Origin of the sequence: Moorella sp. E308F, assembly GCF_006538365.1 — a bacterium.
Classification (GTDB): Bacteria; Bacillota; DSM-521; order Neomoorellales; family Neomoorellaceae; genus Neomoorella.
In genome coordinates this window covers 709,980-726,039 of record NZ_BJKN01000002.1, presented here as the reverse complement: position 1 = coordinate 726,039, position 16,060 = coordinate 709,980, and the positions used below count along the sequence as shown (strand labels likewise).

The window sequence follows — 16,060 nt, the reverse complement described above, 5'->3', positions numbered from 1 at the left end:
TATGTGGCTGCTGGCCCTGGTACTTGCTTATCTTATCGGTTCTGTTCCCACAGCCTATGTGGTGGGACGTTATGTTTACGGCTTTGATATTCGGCGACGGGGCAGTGGCAATGTGGGCGCCACCAATGCTTTAAGGACCATGGGTACTTTTCCAGGCTTGCTGGTACTGGCAGCTGATACCTTTAAAGGTATGCTGGCTGTCTGGTTGGGGCAAGCTTTTGGAGGCCCCTGGCTGGCAGCCTTTACGGCTATGGTAGCCATAATCGGCCATAGCTGGTCCATATTCCTGAAATTTGAAGGTGGTCGGGGTGTGGCCACGACTGCTGGGGCAGTACTGGTCATGGCACCGTCTGCCATTTTTTGGGCGGTGGTGATCTGGTTTATAATTGTGGTCTTTACCCGCTATGTCTCTCTGGGGTCAATTATTGCTGCGGCCTTAGCCCCCTTTCTCATGCTCTTTTTTCACCGGCCCTGGCCCTACACCCTTTTTACCTTTGCCGGAACAGCCCTGATTATTTACCGTCACCGTCCCAATATAAAACGGCTCCTGGCTGGAACCGAACATAAACTGGGGGAGCGAAGTTAATTGCTCGGAACTATTGCCGTCATTGGTGCCGGTAGCTGGGGGACAGCGCTGGCCATTTTACTGGCCCGCAAGGGGTTTCGGGTGAACCTGTGGGCCAGGCGCCGGGAAGTTGTGGCTGAACTGGAAGAAATTAAGGAAAATAAAGCATATTTACCCGGGGTGAAATTACCTGCTGGTATCAGGCCGACGATTGATTTGCAGGCCGCCACTAGGGATGCAGACCTGGTGGTCTTGAGCGTACCTTCCCATGCCGTCAGGTTAACAGCCCGGCAGGTAAAACCTTTTTTACCTCCAGGAACTATAGTCGTTAATACTGCGAAAGGATTGGAACTGGACACTAAAAAACGTTTATCAGAAGTCCTGGCCGAAGAAGGTTTTACCCGGGTGGCGGTGCTTTCCGGCCCCAGCCACGCAGAAGAAGTTGGCCGCGGCCTGCCGACTACCGTGGTCGTAGCTGCTGCTGACAGGAATGTAGCTGAATATGTCCAGGATATTTTTATGGACCCTACCTTTCGCGTTTATACCAATCCCGATGTAACAGGGGTCGAATTTGGCGGCGCTTTAAAAAATATTATTGCCCTGGCCACAGGGATTGCTGATGGCCTGGGCTTGGGCGATAATGCCCGGGCTGCCCTAATGACCAGGGGTATGGCGGAAATTGCCCGGCTGGGGGTAGCCCTGGGGGGCAAAGCCATGACTTTTGCCGGTTTAAGTGGTATTGGCGATTTGATTGTCACCTGTACCAGCATGTATAGCCGTAACCGTCGCGCCGGGATGCAGCTGGGAGAGGGCAAGGCCCTGGCCGAAGTCCTGTCCGGGATGGGCATGGTAGTCGAAGGTGTGCGGACTACGGCGGCAGCCCGGGAGCTAGCCCGTCAGTACCAGATCCGGATGCCTATTACCGAAGAGATTTACCAGGTTCTTTATGCGGGCAAACCTGCGCGGGACTGTGTGGCCGCCCTGATGGAGCGACCACGTACCCACGAAGTCGAAACAGGTCTCTGGTAGACCTTTATTTTGCCAGAGCACAACCAAAGTGAAGGTAATAGTAAAGCAGTAATTGTCATGGCAGACAAACCTAAAACCTCTTACCTCCCAATTCTCACCTCCATCTTCTATTCACCGCAGGTTCTTCTCTTGTCCCCAGGTGCATATACTTGTAAAAGGTTGACCCCAAAAATGATTTTTGGGTCATATTCTGACCGTCAAGTCATATAGATGTATTGTTAAAACATGCCAGCAGGACTGGACGGTAAACTAAATGGCCTGGGGAGGGAGAATACGGGGTGGAAAAGCGGGATATTTTCCGGGATATAGCCGAACGTACCGGTGGTGATATTTATCTCGGCGTCATGGGGCCGGTACGCAGTGGCAAGTCGACTTTTATTACTCAATTCATGGAAAAGCTGGTGTTGCCTAACATCAAAAATCCCAATGAACGGGACCGGGCCAGGGATGAATTGCCCCAGAGCGGCGCCGGGCGCATGATTATGACCACCGAACCCAAATTTATTCCCAATGAAGCGGTGGAGATTACCATCCGTGAAGGGTTAAAGATGCGCGTGCGGGTGGTAGATTGCGTTGGTTATACTGTTCCTGGCGCCCTGGGTTATGAGGAGGGCGGGGGCCCCAGAATGGTCCAGACGCCCTGGTTTGAAGAGCCGGTACCCTTCCAGGAAGCAGCGGAAACAGGAACGCGCAAGGTAATCAACGACCACGCCACCCTTGGCATCGTTGTCACCACCGATGGCAGTATTACCGAGATTCCCCGAGAAGATTACGTCGATGCCGAGGAACGGGTCATCTGGGAACTCAAGGATTTAGGTAAGCCCTTCGTCGTCCTGCTCAATTCCGTCCATCCCCTGGCGGAAGACACAATTACCCTGGCGGGGGAACTGGAGTCCGCTTATGATGTACCGGTCTTACCGGTGGACTGTCTGCATTTAAACGAAGAAGACATCCTGCATATCATGGAAGAGGCCCTCTATGAGTTTCCGGTGGCCGAGGTCAACGTCAACCTGCCCCGCTGGGTGGATGAACTGGCAGGCGAACACTGGTTAAGACAGCAACTGGAAAATGCCGTTCGGGATTCAGTAGGGGAGGTCCGGCGTTTGCGAGATATCAATGGCGCTATTGAGAGGCTTAATGAAAATGAATATGTTTCCCGGGTAGCATTAAAGGATATGGACCTGGGAACCGGTACCGCCCACATTGACCTGGCGACCAGGGAAGGGCTTTTCTACCAAATCCTGCGGGAAGTCAGTGGCCTGGACATCAATGGTGACCAGGATATCTTGCGCTGGATACAGGAACTGGCCGGCATCAAGAAAGAATGGGATAAAATCGCCTATGGTATCCAGGAAGTACGCAACACCGGTTACGGTGTCGTTACGCCTACCGAGGAAGAAATGGAACTGGCCGAACCGGAACTTATCAAGCAAGGTGGTCGCTCCGGCGTAAGGCTCAAAGCCACAGCCCCATCTTACCACTTCATCCGCGCCGATATCACTACCGAGGTAACGCCACTGATAGGTACTGAAAAGCAGTGTGAGGACCTGGTGAAATACATCATGGAGGAGTTTGAAGATAACCCCCAGAAGATCTGGCAGACCAATGTTTTCGGCAAATCCTTGAGCGAACTGGTGCGGGAAGGTATCCAGAGTAAACTCTACCGTATGCCGGAAAGTGCCCAGGTGAAGCTCCAGGAAACAGTAGAACGCATTGTCAACGACGGTGGCGGCGGGCTAATCTGCATTATAATTTAGCCAGGTGGCTAACGGTAACCGGGGCAACGCCCCGGATTTTTTCCGCCGTTACGGTCCTGGCCCGGTAACTGCTCATTGTCAATGATAAGTGGCGGGATCGGGATTAACTATCCAGATATAAGGAGCCGGGTAAGGTGGTTATTTACTGCTCCCCCTGGTTATGGTACAATGAATAGAGAGGTAAGACCACTTGTCCCACGGGTAGGAGCGATAAACCTTGCGCGATAGTTCGATTGACAGGCCTTTCCAGCCCATTAACCGCAATCCCAAAAGCGTCTACCACCGGGTGGTAGATGAAATCAAAAAAAGCATTTTTGAGGGGCGGATGAAACCCGGCGATCGCCTGCCGGCCGAGCGGGAACTGGCGGAAATGCTGGGTGTGAGCCGTACTTCCGTCCGGGAAGCCTTAAAAATGCTGGCTGCCGAGGGCCTGGTAAGCATCCGTCACGGCCAGGGGGCGTTTATCAGCGAGCAGGATCCCGATGAATACTTAAAGCGCTTTGCCAGCCACCTGCCGGTGAACAGGGATACCGTTTTGCATTTATTTGAAGTGCGTAAAGTGTTGGAGCCCCAAGCGGCCCGCTGGGTGGCGGAAAGGGCCAGCCAGGCTGATATCCAGGAACTGGCCGGCATGGTGACCACCACCAGGGAACATTTGGGCCGCCTGCGCAGCGGCCGCCTTTCCCTCCTCGCCGGGCATGACAGCAATTTCCATTACCGGTTGGCCCAGGCCACCGGCAATACCGTCCTGGTGCGCTTGATGCACAGCATGCTCGATCTCCTGGCTGACAGCCGCTCCCGCAGCCTGGCCATTCCCGGGCGCGGTGAACGCTCGGTCGATGAACACTATGAGATAGTAAAGGCTTTGCTTAACCGTGATGGCGAAGGGGCTGCGGCTGCCATGTTGCGGCACTTGGAAGACGTCGAGGAGCAGGTAGCCGCCGCCTGGCGCGAGGGATAAATAAAAATCCTTGACATCAGCTAAAACAGGGTTTATAGTGTATATCAAGCTGGCTTAACTTAATACAGGAACTAAAAACTCTTATCAAGAGTGGTGGAGGGACTGGCCCGATGAAACCCGGCAACCCGCTGTCCCGGTTTTTCGGGGGCGACAGGTGCCAATTCCTGCAGGGCATATGCCCTGAGAGATAAGGGGGGTAAGAAAATTATGCCTCTTCTTATCGGAGAGGCTTTTTTATTCCCCCGCAGCCGGCTAATTAAAAAGAGAGGGGAATATCTATGTCCCAGCAGCAGCAGTACCGTTTTGCCACCCTGGCGGTCCACGCCGGCCAGGAACCAGACCCGGCTACGGGAGCGCGAGCCGTACCCATTTACCAGACCACTTCCTACGTTTTCCGGGATGCCGACCATGCGGCGACCCTCTTTGCCTTAAGCGAACCCGGCAACATTTACACCCGGATCACGAACCCCACTACCGATGTTTTCGAAAAAAGAATGGCTGCTTTGGAAGGTGGGGTGGGGGCTCTGGCTACGGCTTCCGGCCAGGCGGCTATCACCCTGGCCATTGCCAATATTGCCACCGCCGGGCAGGAAATCGTGGCTTCCACCAGCCTTTACGGCGGCACCTTCACCCTCTTTAATTACACCCTGCCAAAATTCGGCATCAAGGTCCGCTTCGTCGACAGTACCGATCCGGAAGATTACCGGAGGGCCATTAACGACAACACCCGTGCCATTTATGTAGAGATTATAGGCAACCCCAAACTGGACGTACCGGACCTGGAAGCCCTGGCGGCCATCGCCCACGCGGCTGGCATACCCCTGATCGTTGACAATACCTTTGCCACGCCGTATTTATGCCAGCCCATTGCCTTCGGTGCCGATATCGTGGTTCATTCAGCCACCAAGTTTATCGGCGGCCACGGCACCTCCATAGGCGGTGTCATTGTCGATGCCGGTAAATTCAACTGGGACAACGGTAATTTTCCCGGCCTGGTGGATCCGGACCCCAGTTATCACGGTCTCAGTTATCTGAAGGCTTTCGGGCCGGCGGCCTATATCGTCAAGGCGCGGGCCCAGCTCCTGCGCGACATGGGACCGGCTTTAAGTCCCTTCAATGCTTTCCTTTTTCTCCAGGGCCTGGAAACCCTGCCCTTACGTATGGAGCGGCACGTCCAGAATGCCTTGCAGATTGCCCGCTGGCTGGCAGAACACCCGGCCGTCGCCTGGGTAAGTTACCCCGGCTTGCCCAACCACCCCTCCTATGAACTGGTGCAAAAGTACCTCCCCCGGGGAGCAGGGGCGATTTTAACCTTTGGTATTAAAGGTGGCAGGGAAGCAGGGAAAAAATTTATCAACAGCCTGAAACTGTTCTCTCTCCTGGCCAATGTCGGTGACGCCAAGTCCCTGGTCATCCACCCGGCCAGCACTACCCACCAGCAATTAACGCCCGAGGAGCAGCTGGCATCAGGCGTAACTGAGGATCTGGTCCGCCTCTCCATTGGCCTGGAAGATGTCGACGACCTCATTGCCGACCTGGATCAGGCCCTGAGCAGGAGCAGGTTATAGTATGGGCGATGTAGGTATTGTTACCACCCGGTTTTATAACTGGCCGGGAAGCCTGCAGCTGGAAAGCGGGGCCCGTTTGGGCCCCCTTACCATAGCCTATGAAACCTATGGCGAGCTGAATGCTGCCGGGGATAACGCCGTCCTGGTTCTCCATGCCCTTACCGGCAGCGCCCATATTGCCGGCCGCCATTCCCCGGACGACCGGCTGCCCGGCTGGTGGGACCCCCTGGTGGGACCGGGCAGGGCTCTGGATACCGGGCGTTATTTCGTGATCTGTGCCAACGTCCTGGGCAGCTGTTATGGGACTACAGGACCAGCCAGCATAAACCCGGCCAGCGGCAGGCCCTATGGTCTAGATTTTCCAATAATTACTATTCGTGACATGGTTCGGGCCCAGAAAATACTGCTGGATTACCTGGGCGTGAAACATCTGGTAGCGGCCATCGGCGGTTCCATGGGCGGTATGCAGGTCCTGGAATGGGGTTTCCTTTACCCGGAAATGGTAACAGCCATTATCCCCATTGCCACCTGCGGCCGGACGACACCTATGCAGATAGCTTTCAACAATGTCCAGCGAGAAGCTATTTACGCCGATCCTGACTGGAAGGGTGGCGACTATTATGGCACCCCGGGACCCCAGCGGGGACTGGCCCTGGCCCGGCGGATAGGGACCATTACTTATAAGAGCGACCCTTCCTGGACCATGAAATTCGGCCGGACCGTGGTGGACCCGGGAAAATACTACCAGCTTGAGGGCCAGTTTGAAGTGGAAAGCTACCTGGCTTACCAGGGGAGAAAGCTGGTCCAGCGCTTTGACGCCAATGCTTATCTCTACTTGACCAAAGCTATTGATCTCCATGATGTCAGCCGGGGCCGGGGAAATTATACTGAAGTATGGCATAATTTACCTCCATGTCTGGGGATAGGCATATCCAGCGATTTTCTTTTCCCTCCCTACCAGGTGAAAGAGATTGTCAGTCTAATTAATGCCAGCGGCGGTCGCGCCCAGTACATGGAACTCAATTCTCCCTATGGTCATGACGCCTTTCTTATTGAATTTAAACAGCTGGAGGCTATTATTAAACCTTACCTCCGCCAGGTTAAGCTCTGACTCGATTGGATAAAAAGTATTGCCCAACATTGAGGGATAAGGTAAAATTGAAAGGTACAAGGAGAGTGAAGGTGTGTCAGGACCAATAAATATCGGCCTCCTGGGCCTGGGTACCGTGGGCAGCGGCGTGGTCCAGCTCCTGCGACAGAACGGGGCTGCCATCGCCCAGAAGCTGGGCCGGCCTTTGAAAATCAGCCGCATCCTGGTACGGGACAGGCATCGACCTCGCCAGGTAGAAGTCAGTCCCGACTTGCTTACTACCGAACCGGAAACGATCCTGGCCGACCCGGATATTCATATTATAGTAGAAGTTATGGGCGGCACCGGCGCGGCGCGGGAATACCTCCTCAAGGCAATCAGCCGGGGCAAAAGCGTGGTTACGGCCAACAAGGATCTCCTCGCCCTTCACGGCAAGGAGCTTTTTGATGCCGCTGCGGCCAGCGGCGTTGATCTTCTTTTTGAAGCCAGTGTAGGTGGTGGCATTCCCATTATTCGCCCCTTGAAGGAATGCCTGGCCGGCAACCGTATCCGCCAGGTCATGGGCATCGTCAACGGGACCACCAATTATATCCTCACCAAGATGAGCCGGGAAGGCCGTGATTTTGAAGAAGTCCTTCGGGAAGCCCAAGCCCTGGGTTATGCCGAGGCCGATCCGGCAGCCGATATTGAAGGTGACGATGCCGCCCGCAAAATGGCCATTCTGGCTTCCATTGCCTTTGGTACCCGCATTACTTACCCGGATGTTTACCGGGAAGGCATCAGCCACCTGACTGCCCAGGACATCAGTTACGCCGCCGACCTGGGTTATGCCATTAAGCTCTTAGGAATTGCCCGCGAAGACGAAGAGGGAATCGAAGTACGGGTCCACCCGGCCCTGGTACCTATAAACCATCCCCTGGCGGCAGTGAGCGATGTTTTTAATGCCATTTTCGTGGAAGGCGATGCCGTAGGGGAAACTATGTTTTACGGCCGGGGGGCCGGTTCCATGCCTACGGCCAGCGCTGTGGTGGGCGATATTATAGAAGCAGCCCGCAACCTCCAGTACAAAACCCGGGGCCGCATATCCTGTACCTGCTTTTATGACAAACCCCTGAAACCTATAGGAGCAATCAATACAAAGTATTACTTACGACTGGTTGTTGTCGACCGGCCGGGGGTCCTGGCCAGTATCGCCGGCGTGTTTGGTGACCGAGAAGTCAGTCTGGCCTCGGTCATCCAGGAGCGGATGTTGGGGGAACTGGCCGAGCTAGTACTCATTACCCACCGTGTCCGGGAGCAAAACCTGAAGGATGCTCTTGGTGTCTTAGCCGGTCTGCCAGTTGTTAAAGAAATAGCCTGCGTTTTGCGGGTAGAAGGAGGAGAAAGTAGTTGAGCTGGCCGGGGGTTATTCGCGCTTACCGGGAGTTCCTGCCGGTGACGGAGGCAACTCCCTTGATTACTTTACAGGAGGGGAACACTCCCCTGATAGCCGCCGGTAATCTTTCCCGGGAGCTGGGGATAAAACTCTATTTCAAGTATGAGGGGCTTAACCCCACCGGTTCCTTTAAGGACCGGGGCATGGTCATGGCGGTGGCCAAAGCTATGGAGGCCGGGTCAAAGGCCATTATGTGTGCTTCGACGGGAAATACGTCAGCTTCGGCTGCCGCCTATGCCGCCCGTTGCGGCTTAAAGTGCAGCGTTCTTATACCAGAAGGCAACATCGCCCTGGGGAAACTGGCGCAGGCTCTTTTTTACGGCGCCAGGGTGATTGCCATCCAGGGTAATTTTGACGACGCCCTGAAGCTGGTACGCCGGATTACGGCCAAACATCCTATTACTCTCGTTAATTCCATTAACCCTTTCCGTATTGAAGGGCAAAAAACGGCTGCCTTCGAGGTTTGCGATTGGCTTGGCGAGGCGCCCGATTACCTGGCCATCCCTGTAGGCAACGCCGGCAACATTACTGCTTACTGGAAGGGCTTTAATGAGTATTACCAGGCCGGTCGGAGTCATTTTTTGCCGAAAATGATTGGCTTCCAGGCCGAAGGCGCGGCGCCCATTGTGCGGGGCGAAGTGGTGCCCAACCCGGAAACGGTGGCCACGGCCATCCGCATTGGTAACCCGGCCAGCTGGCAGCCGGCCGTACGGGCGGCGAAAGAATCCGGTGGCTTTATCGACTGTGTCAGCGATGAAGAAATCCTGGCGGCCCAGCGCCTGCTGGCTACAGCCGAGGGCATCTTTGCCGAACCGGCTTCGGCCGCTTCCCTGGCCGGGGTAATCAAGTATGTTAAAAAAGGCTATTTTCACCAGGGCGACCGTGTCGTCTGCGTATTGACCGGTCACGGCCTGAAGGATCCCAATATTGCCATTAAACAAGTGGCCGAACCTATATCCCTGCCGCCTGAAGAGGCCAGGATAGTAGAAGTAATATTGTAAGCATGCAGCAATATCAGGGGGCAGAGCACTTTAAAGTTTTGCCCTGGAGATGGAGAAATGAAGGTAGGATAAGTTATGCCACTGGTACGGGTGCCGGCTACAACAGCCAACCTGGGGCCGGGGTTTGATACCCTGGGTATGGCCCTGGACCTTTACGATGAACTGCTAATCGAAGCAGCTCCTGACCTGGAGATTACCGTAACCGGTGAAGGCGAGGCAACCATACCCCGGGGACCGGAAAATATAGCTTACCGGGCGGCCATGGCCGTTTTTGCACGCGTCAGGCGGGTAGCCGTTAATTTAAAAATAGCAATGCATAATAACATCCCCATAGCACGGGGCCTGGGCTCCAGCGCAGCAGCCCTGGTGGGAGGGCTTGTTGGAGCCAATGCCCTTCTCGGTGAACCATTAAGCCGGGATGATCTGGTAAATCTGGCTACGGAACTGGAAGGGCACCCCGATAATGTGGCCCCGGCTATTTTAGGCGGCCTGGTAGTAGCCGCCAGGGAGGGGAATAAGGTCTACTGCCGGCGCCTGGAACCGCCGGCAGGCTTAATGACCGTGGTTGCTATTCCCCAGTTCACCCTGTCAACCAGGATATCCCGGGGTGTCCTGCCGGCCAGGGTGGCCTTAAGTGATGCTGTCTTTAACCTCAGCCGGGTAGGTCTCCTCCTGACCGCCGTCCAGGCCGGTGACCTGGAGTTAATGGGAAAAATGATGGAGGATAAACTGCATCAGCCCTACCGCTTGTCCCTGGTGCCGGGGATGAGGGATGTTTTTGCCGCCGCCCGGGAGGCCGGGGCCCTGGCTGTCACTTTAAGCGGTTCCGGGCCGTCGGTAATTGCTTTTTGCCATGGCCGCAAGCCCGAGGTAGGACAGGCCATGACGGCAGCCTTTGCCCGCCATGGGGTGGCCTGTACCGTGAAAGAGCTAGCCCCGTGCTCCCAGGGCGCATTGATCGTTTAATATCCTCTCACATCTCTTTTACAGGAGGTTCTTTATGGCACTTATAGTTCAAAAATACGGCGGAACTTCCGTTAATGGGCCCGAACGGGTCAAAAGTGTAGCCCGCCGGGTGGTAGACACCCGCCGGGCGGGCAATGATGTAGTGGTCATTGTCTCGGCCCCCGGAGATATGACCGACGACCTGATCGCTATGGCCCACGAGATCAGTCCCAACCCACCGGCCCGGGAAATGGATATGCTCCTGGCTACGGGAGAGCAGACCTCTATTGCCCTGCTGGCCATGGCCATCCATGAACTCGGTGAACCGGTCATTTCCCTGACAGGGCCTCAGGTGGGCATTTTAACCGATAATGTCCACACCAAAGCCCGTATCCTGGAGGTTAGCTGTGATCGCCTGCACCGGGAGCTGGCGGAAGGAAAAATTGTCATTGTTGCCGGTTTCCAGGGCAGAACTGGCGATAATGAAATTACGACCCTGGGCCGGGGAGGTTCGGATACGACGGCCGTAGCCGTAGCTGCTGCCCTGAAGGCTGACGTTTGCCAGATTTATACTGATGTGGATGGCGTCTATACGGCGGACCCCCGGATAGTACCGGCAGCTAGGAAACTCCCGGTTATCTCCTACGACGAAATGCTGGAACTGGCCAGTCTCGGCGCCCAGGTGCTGCAGCCCCGCTCAGTGGAGTTCGGCAAGCTGAACCATGTGGTTTTAGAGGTACGTTCCAGCTTTAACTATAATGAAGGAACCCTGGTGAAAGAGGTGACCGAAATGGAAAAGAAAATGGTGGTCAGCGGCGTAGCCGGCGATCGGAATGTTGCCCGGATTGCCCTTCACGATGTTCCCGACCGGCCGGGGATTGCCAAAGCCTTATTTGTTGCCCTTGCCAAAGAAAGCATTAATGTCGATATGATCGTCCAGAGTGCCATGCGAGACGGTATCAACGATATTGCCTTTACCGTGGGCCGCAACGATCTCCGCAAGGCAGTTGAGGTTACCGAAAGGGTGCGCGCCGAGATCGGTGCCAGCAAGGTAACTTATAATGATAAAGTGGCCAAGGTGTCCATTGTCGGCGCCGGTATGATTACCAATCCCGGCGTAGCCGCTGAGATGTTTGCCTGCCTGGCGGAGGAAGGGATCAATATCCATATGATCAGCACCTCCGAGATCAAGGTTTCCTGCATCATTGATGAAGAGTACCTGACCAGGGCCATGCAGGCCCTCCACAGCCGCTTCGGCCTGGACAAGGAATAAACGTTAGTACCTTTCTTTGAGCCCACGCATAAGATGCAGGAAGATAACCTGCAAGGGGTGGTTGTACGTGGGCTTTTTTGAAGTACCCTGCCCATCCGGCCGTTACTGGCGGGTGGAAGCGGGGGATACCCTGTATCAAATAGCCTTACGGATTGGTACTACGGTAGCCGAACTGGAACGCCTGAATCCCGGGATTGATCCTTATAATTTGCAGATTGGCCAGGTGCTCTGCCTGCCTAACGAACCGCCCTGTCCCTCGGGCGTATACTGGCAGGTTGCTCCCGGCGACACCCTGTACAGCATTGCCCGGGCCACCGGGACGACGGTAGAAAAGTTGCTGGAACTAAATCCCCATGTAGATCCCTACAATCTCCAGGTCGGCCAGAATATCTGCCTGCCAGGGTAAATTGCTGAATTTGTGCTTGCAAAAAATTTAATTGTGGTATATATTAATAGCAAAGGGCAAGGATGTCCTTAAACTTATTAAATCAAACGGCGATGCATGCCAGAGTGAGCAAAGACGCTCCAGGGGTAAAAAACCTCGATGGGGCGTCTTTCTTTTTTCCTAGAGCAGAGGGAGGTGTAAGGAAAAGCTTGTTCCTGGGAGGACGAAAATGGTAGACCAAGACTATAATTTAATAATGAAAGGGGTTTCACCAAGAGTATGACGGCTAAAGAAGTCCTCGCCATGGCCAGGGAAAACAATGTTCAGATGGTTGACCTGAAATTTATCGACCTGCCAGGCACATGGCAGCATTTCACGGTCCCCAGAGAACAGTTTGGGGAAGAGGTTTTTACCAGCGGCGTAGGTTTTGACGGTTCCAGTATTCGCGGCTTTAAAACCATTAATGAAAGCGACATGATCCTCATTCCCGATCCGGGAACAGCCTTTATTGATCCCTTTTGCGAAATCCCGACATTGAGCCTGATCTGTAACGTCTATGACCCGGTGACTGGTAAGAACTACAATCGCGATCCCCGCTTTATAGCCCAGAAGGCGGAGGCCTATCTCAAAGAAACGGGTATTGCCGATACCAGTTTCTGGGGTCCGGAGGCCGAGTTCTTCATCCTCGATCACGTTCGTTTTGATCACAGCCAGTATGCCGGCTACTACTTCATTGACTCCATAGAAGGGTTTTGGAATTCGGGAGCGGAAATGAACGGCCATCCCAACCTCGGCTACCGGCCGCGCTATAAGGAAGGGTATTTCCCGGTTCCCCCTACTGATACCCTGCAAAACCTGCGTACAGAAATGGTGTTATTGCTCAAAGAGATGGGCATCGCCGTGGAGGCTCACCACCATGAGGTAGCCACGGCCGGGCAGGGTGAAATTGATATGAAGTACGCACCCCTCACCCGGATGGCTGATCAGCTGATGATGTTTAAATATGTGGTCAAAAACGTAGCCATCAAGCATAACAAAACGGCTACCTTTATGCCCAAGCCGGTGTTCCAGGACAACGGCTCGGGGATGCACGTCCACCAGAGCCTGTGGAAAGACGGCCGGCCATTATTCTTTGACGCCGGTGGCTACGCCGGTCTAAGCGAAACCGCCCTTTACTATATCGGCGGGTTGTTGAAGCACGCCCCGGCCCTGGCTGCCTTCTGCAGCCCCACCACCAATTCTTTCAAGCGGCTGGTGCCCGGCTTTGAAGCCCCGGTGAACCTGGTTTACTCCCAGCGCAACCGCAGCGCGGCCATCCGTATTCCCATGTATTCCAACAGCCCGAACTCCAAGAGAATCGAATACCGGCCGCCCGATCCTTCCTGCAACCCCTACCTCGCCTTTGCCGCCCTTTTAATGGCCGGTATCGACGGGATTAAAAACAAGATTCATCCGGGTGAACCCCTGGATAAAGACATTTACGATTTACCGCCGGAAGAAGCAGCCAGGATAAGCTCCCTGCCGGGCTCCCTGGAAGAAGCCCTTGCCGCCCTGCAAAATGATCACGAGTTTTTACTTCAGGGCGGCGTCTTTGACGAGGACCTTATCAATAGCTGGATTGAATACAAAACGAAAAAGGAAATCAGCCAGGTTAAACTCCGGCCCCATCCCTACGAGTTTGTCCTGTACTACGATATTTAGGCAAAGTATTCACCCTGCCCTGCTGCCAGTAAGGGCAGGGTTTGTTGTCCCCTACAGGCAGCTTTAATTCAATACTTTAACTTAATAAAGAAGCGGCTAAAGCCACCAGGAAAATGCCGTCAAAGACGCCGGCGCCGCCGATGCTGACCACCTGGGAGCGCAAGCTGCGGATGGCGCCGAGGTTTAAAATGTCGGCTCCCAGGAGGGTGCCCAGAGCGCCGGCAATGTAGGCCACCGGGGCGGCATTATGGGGAGAAACGATAATGGCGGCCAGGGCGGCGACAATGGGCGGGATAAAGGTAGGTATGGAAATACCCACTCCCGGTACTACCCGGGCCAGAACCTTGGCTACAATGGTAACAATAAGCGTAGCCTGCAGGGCCGGTATTAATGGTGCGCGGGTGGCCAGGAGGTAGAGGGAAAAGAGGACGGGGATCACCGCCCCGCCGACGTTAACGCACAGGAGCTGGTAGCTCACCTGGGGCAGGTAATAGAAAAAGAAGGGGAAGCGACCGAACTGGGGTTGTTCAACATAAAGACGCCGGCGGGAAATAGGGATATTAATGAGCCCGCCAATGATTGAAGCGGCAAGCAAAGCAAAAGCTCCTGCCGGTGTCAGTCCCAGCCGGGCAAAGGAAAAAACGGCTAAATTGAGGAAAAGGGAAGCCAGCAGCATGGGGATAAATAAAAAAAGGAATAGTAGCGACCACAACATTTTTATAATCACCCCAATGATATTTGTACCCGGTTAACCTTGCTAATCCATTTTATCCCCGGGCCGTCGTAAATATTCTATCATAAAAAAGCTTGACGGCTCTATAAAGTATGATATAATAACTGCAAAAGTCAGTAACCGGTAAAAACCTTAAACGGGAGCAATGGCGTTCCCAAAGGGGTAAAGAAGCCCTCTGAAGCTATGGAAAGCAGTAGCTTAAGAGGGCTTTTTGCTTTTGGGAAAATTTTAACTGGGGGATTTTTGATGATAAATGAAAAACTGACCAGGGATGATATTCTTCAGCGGGTAAAGGAACTTAACGTCCGTTTTATCCGCCTGCAGTTTACCGACATCTTCGGGGTTTTAAAGAATGTTGCTATAACTACCAAGGAATTACCGAAAGCCCTTGACGGCGAATTAATGTTTGACGGCTCTTCCATCCACGGTTTCGTCCGCATCGAAGAATCCGATATGTATCTCAGGCCCGACCCCTCTACCTTTGCGATCTTTCCCTGGCGGCCGGCAGACGGGGCGGTAGCCAGACTTATCTGCGATGTATATAACCCTGACGGCACTCCCTTTGCCGGTTGCCCCCGGGGAGTGCTTAAAAAAGTCCTGGCCGAGGCGGAAGCTATGGGTTATACCATGTATGCCGGCCCCGAGGCGGAATTTTTCCTGTTCCATACCGATGGCCGTAAGCCCACCCTAGAAACCCATGACCAGGCCGGTTACTTTGACCTGTCACCGGTTGACCTGGGCGAAGACGCCCGCCGGGATATGGTCCTGGCCCTGGAAGCCATGGGCTTTGAAATCGAGGCTTCCCATCATGAGGTTGCCCCGGGCCAGCATGAGATTGACTTCAAATACGATAACGCCCTGGCCACGGCCGATAAAATCGCTACCTTTAAATTTGTTGTCCGCACCATCGCCCAGCGCCATGGCCTTCATGCCACCTTTATGCCCAAACCGGTAGCCGGCATTAACGGTTCGGGCATGCATACCCACCAGTCTCTGTTCAAAGACGGGCAGAACGCCTTTTATGATCCTGGAGATCCCTTACAACTAAGCCAGACAGCTTATTACTATATCGGCGGCCTGATGCACCATGCCCGGGCCATGGCAGCTGTTACCAACCCGACCGTCAATTCCTACAAACGCCTGGTACCAGGTTTTGAGGCCCCGGTCTATATCGCTTGGTCCCCCCGCAATCGCAGCCCCTTGATTCGCGTACCGGCCAAGCGCGGGGCCTCAACTAGAATAGAATTGCGCAACCCCGACCCGGCCTGCAATCCTTACCTGGCCCTGGCCGTCATGCTCAAAGCCGGCCTGGACGGGATAAAAAAGCAGATCCAGCCCCCTGCACCTGTAGAGCGCAATATCTACGAAATGACGGCGGCCGAACGCCGCGACCTGGGTATCGGCAGCCTGCCGGAGGACCTGAAGGAAGCCCTGGACGAGCTTTCACGTGATAATGTAATCAGGGAAGCCCTGGGCGATCATATCTATGAACGCTTTGTCGAAGCCAAAGAAAAAGAATGGGACGAGTACCGCGTCCAGGTCCATCAGTGGGAAGTAGAGCAATATTTGACCATGTTTTGAAATCAGCATGAGGTGCCGCCAATTTCGCGACCAGAG

Annotated in this window: 14 protein-coding genes and 1 riboswitch; of the genes, 13 read left to right on the top strand and 1 reads right to left on the bottom strand. The window is 54.4% G+C overall.

The features are described 5' to 3' along the window. Position 1 precedes the first annotated feature (1 nt). The 12 genes from plsY to glnA (E308F_RS10050) all read left to right on the top strand — a co-directional run bounded on the left by plsY (position 2) and on the right by glnA (E308F_RS10050) (position 13,710). Positions 2-586 (top strand): glycerol-3-phosphate 1-O-acyltransferase PlsY, encoded by a 585-nt coding sequence (gene plsY, locus E308F_RS10105; RefSeq protein ID WP_141264794.1) that lies wholly within the window; start codon positions 2-4, stop codon positions 584-586. Next, complete coding sequence (locus tag E308F_RS10100; protein WP_141264793.1) at positions 587-1,594, top strand: NAD(P)H-dependent glycerol-3-phosphate dehydrogenase; 1,008 nt, start codon at positions 587-589, stop codon at positions 1,592-1,594. A gap of 278 nt (positions 1,595-1,872) precedes the next feature. Next, entirely contained in the window at positions 1,873-3,351 is a 1,479-nt protein-coding gene (gene spoIVA, locus E308F_RS10095; protein ID WP_141264792.1) for a stage IV sporulation protein A, read from the top strand. 217 nt (positions 3,352-3,568) lie between these two features. Next, positions 3,569-4,312 carry a FadR/GntR family transcriptional regulator gene (locus tag E308F_RS10090; RefSeq protein WP_141264791.1) on the top strand — a complete coding sequence of 248 codons (744 nt, stop codon included), beginning with the start codon at positions 3,569-3,571 and terminating at the stop codon, positions 4,310-4,312. 78 nt (positions 4,313-4,390) lie between these two features. Beyond that, a riboswitch (SAM riboswitch) is annotated at positions 4,391-4,506 on the top strand. 84 nt (positions 4,507-4,590) lie between these two features. After that, on the top strand, positions 4,591-5,880 hold the full coding sequence (locus tag E308F_RS10085) for a homocysteine synthase (RefSeq protein WP_141264790.1): 1,290 nt from the start codon (positions 4,591-4,593) through the stop codon (positions 5,878-5,880). Position 5,881: 1 nt separating this feature from the next. Next, positions 5,882-6,991 (top strand): homoserine O-acetyltransferase MetX, encoded by a 1,110-nt coding sequence (gene metX / locus E308F_RS10080; protein ID WP_141264789.1) that lies wholly within the window; start codon positions 5,882-5,884, stop codon positions 6,989-6,991. 73 nt (positions 6,992-7,064) lie between these two features. Beyond that, the gene (locus tag E308F_RS10075) at positions 7,065-8,363 is read left to right on the top strand and encodes a homoserine dehydrogenase (RefSeq protein WP_141264788.1); all 1,299 of its coding nucleotides are present in this window, start codon (positions 7,065-7,067) and stop codon (positions 8,361-8,363) included. Then, entirely contained in the window at positions 8,360-9,406 is a 1,047-nt protein-coding gene (gene thrC / locus E308F_RS10070) for a threonine synthase (protein WP_141264787.1), read from the top strand. The genes E308F_RS10075 and thrC overlap by 4 nt, the downstream gene beginning before the upstream one ends. Before the next feature lie 75 nt (positions 9,407-9,481). Further along, on the top strand, positions 9,482-10,372 hold the full coding sequence (thrB, locus tag E308F_RS10065) for a homoserine kinase (RefSeq protein WP_141264786.1): 891 nt from the start codon (positions 9,482-9,484) through the stop codon (positions 10,370-10,372). 34 nt (positions 10,373-10,406) lie between these two features. Then, complete coding sequence (locus E308F_RS10060) at positions 10,407-11,624, top strand: aspartate kinase (protein ID WP_141264785.1); 1,218 nt, start codon at positions 10,407-10,409, stop codon at positions 11,622-11,624. Positions 11,625-11,691: 67 nt separating this feature from the next. Then, the gene (locus tag E308F_RS10055) at positions 11,692-12,030 is read left to right on the top strand and encodes a LysM peptidoglycan-binding domain-containing protein (protein WP_141264784.1); all 339 of its coding nucleotides are present in this window, start codon (positions 11,692-11,694) and stop codon (positions 12,028-12,030) included. Between the two features lie 258 nt (positions 12,031-12,288). After that, positions 12,289-13,710, top strand: coding sequence for a type I glutamate--ammonia ligase (gene glnA, locus E308F_RS10050; protein WP_141264783.1), 1,422 nt, complete (start codon positions 12,289-12,291; stop codon positions 13,708-13,710). Between the two features lie 76 nt (positions 13,711-13,786). Here glnA (E308F_RS10050) and E308F_RS10045 read toward each other — a convergent pair whose 3' ends face one another. Then, positions 13,787-14,431, bottom strand: coding sequence for a DUF1614 domain-containing protein (locus tag E308F_RS10045; protein ID WP_172613933.1), 645 nt, complete (start codon positions 14,429-14,431; stop codon positions 13,787-13,789). 258 nt (positions 14,432-14,689) lie between these two features. Here E308F_RS10045 and glnA (E308F_RS10040) point away from each other — a divergent pair, with 258 nt between their 5' ends. Continuing rightward, entirely contained in the window at positions 14,690-16,024 is a 1,335-nt protein-coding gene (gene glnA, locus E308F_RS10040; protein WP_172613618.1) for a type I glutamate--ammonia ligase, read from the top strand. Positions 16,025-16,060: the final 36 nt, after the last annotated feature.

What these genes read in the sequence shown, in the direction of transcription:
- plsY (WP_141264794.1), top strand. Translation starts at nt 2, where the DNA reads ATGTGGCTGCTGGCCCTGGTACTTGCTTATCTTATCGGTTCTGTTCCC.
- E308F_RS10085 (WP_141264790.1), top strand. Translation starts at nt 4,591, where the DNA reads ATGTCCCAGCAGCAGCAGTACCGTTTTGCCACCCTGGCGGTCCACGCC.
- metX (WP_141264789.1), top strand. Translation starts at nt 5,882, where the DNA reads ATGGGCGATGTAGGTATTGTTACCACCCGGTTTTATAACTGGCCGGGA.
- thrB (WP_141264786.1), top strand. Translation starts at nt 9,482, where the DNA reads ATGCCACTGGTACGGGTGCCGGCTACAACAGCCAACCTGGGGCCGGGG.
- E308F_RS10060 (WP_141264785.1), top strand. Translation starts at nt 10,407, where the DNA reads ATGGCACTTATAGTTCAAAAATACGGCGGAACTTCCGTTAATGGGCCC.
- glnA (WP_141264783.1), top strand. Translation starts at nt 12,289, where the DNA reads ATGACGGCTAAAGAAGTCCTCGCCATGGCCAGGGAAAACAATGTTCAG.
- glnA (WP_172613618.1), top strand. Translation starts at nt 14,690, where the DNA reads ATGATAAATGAAAAACTGACCAGGGATGATATTCTTCAGCGGGTAAAG.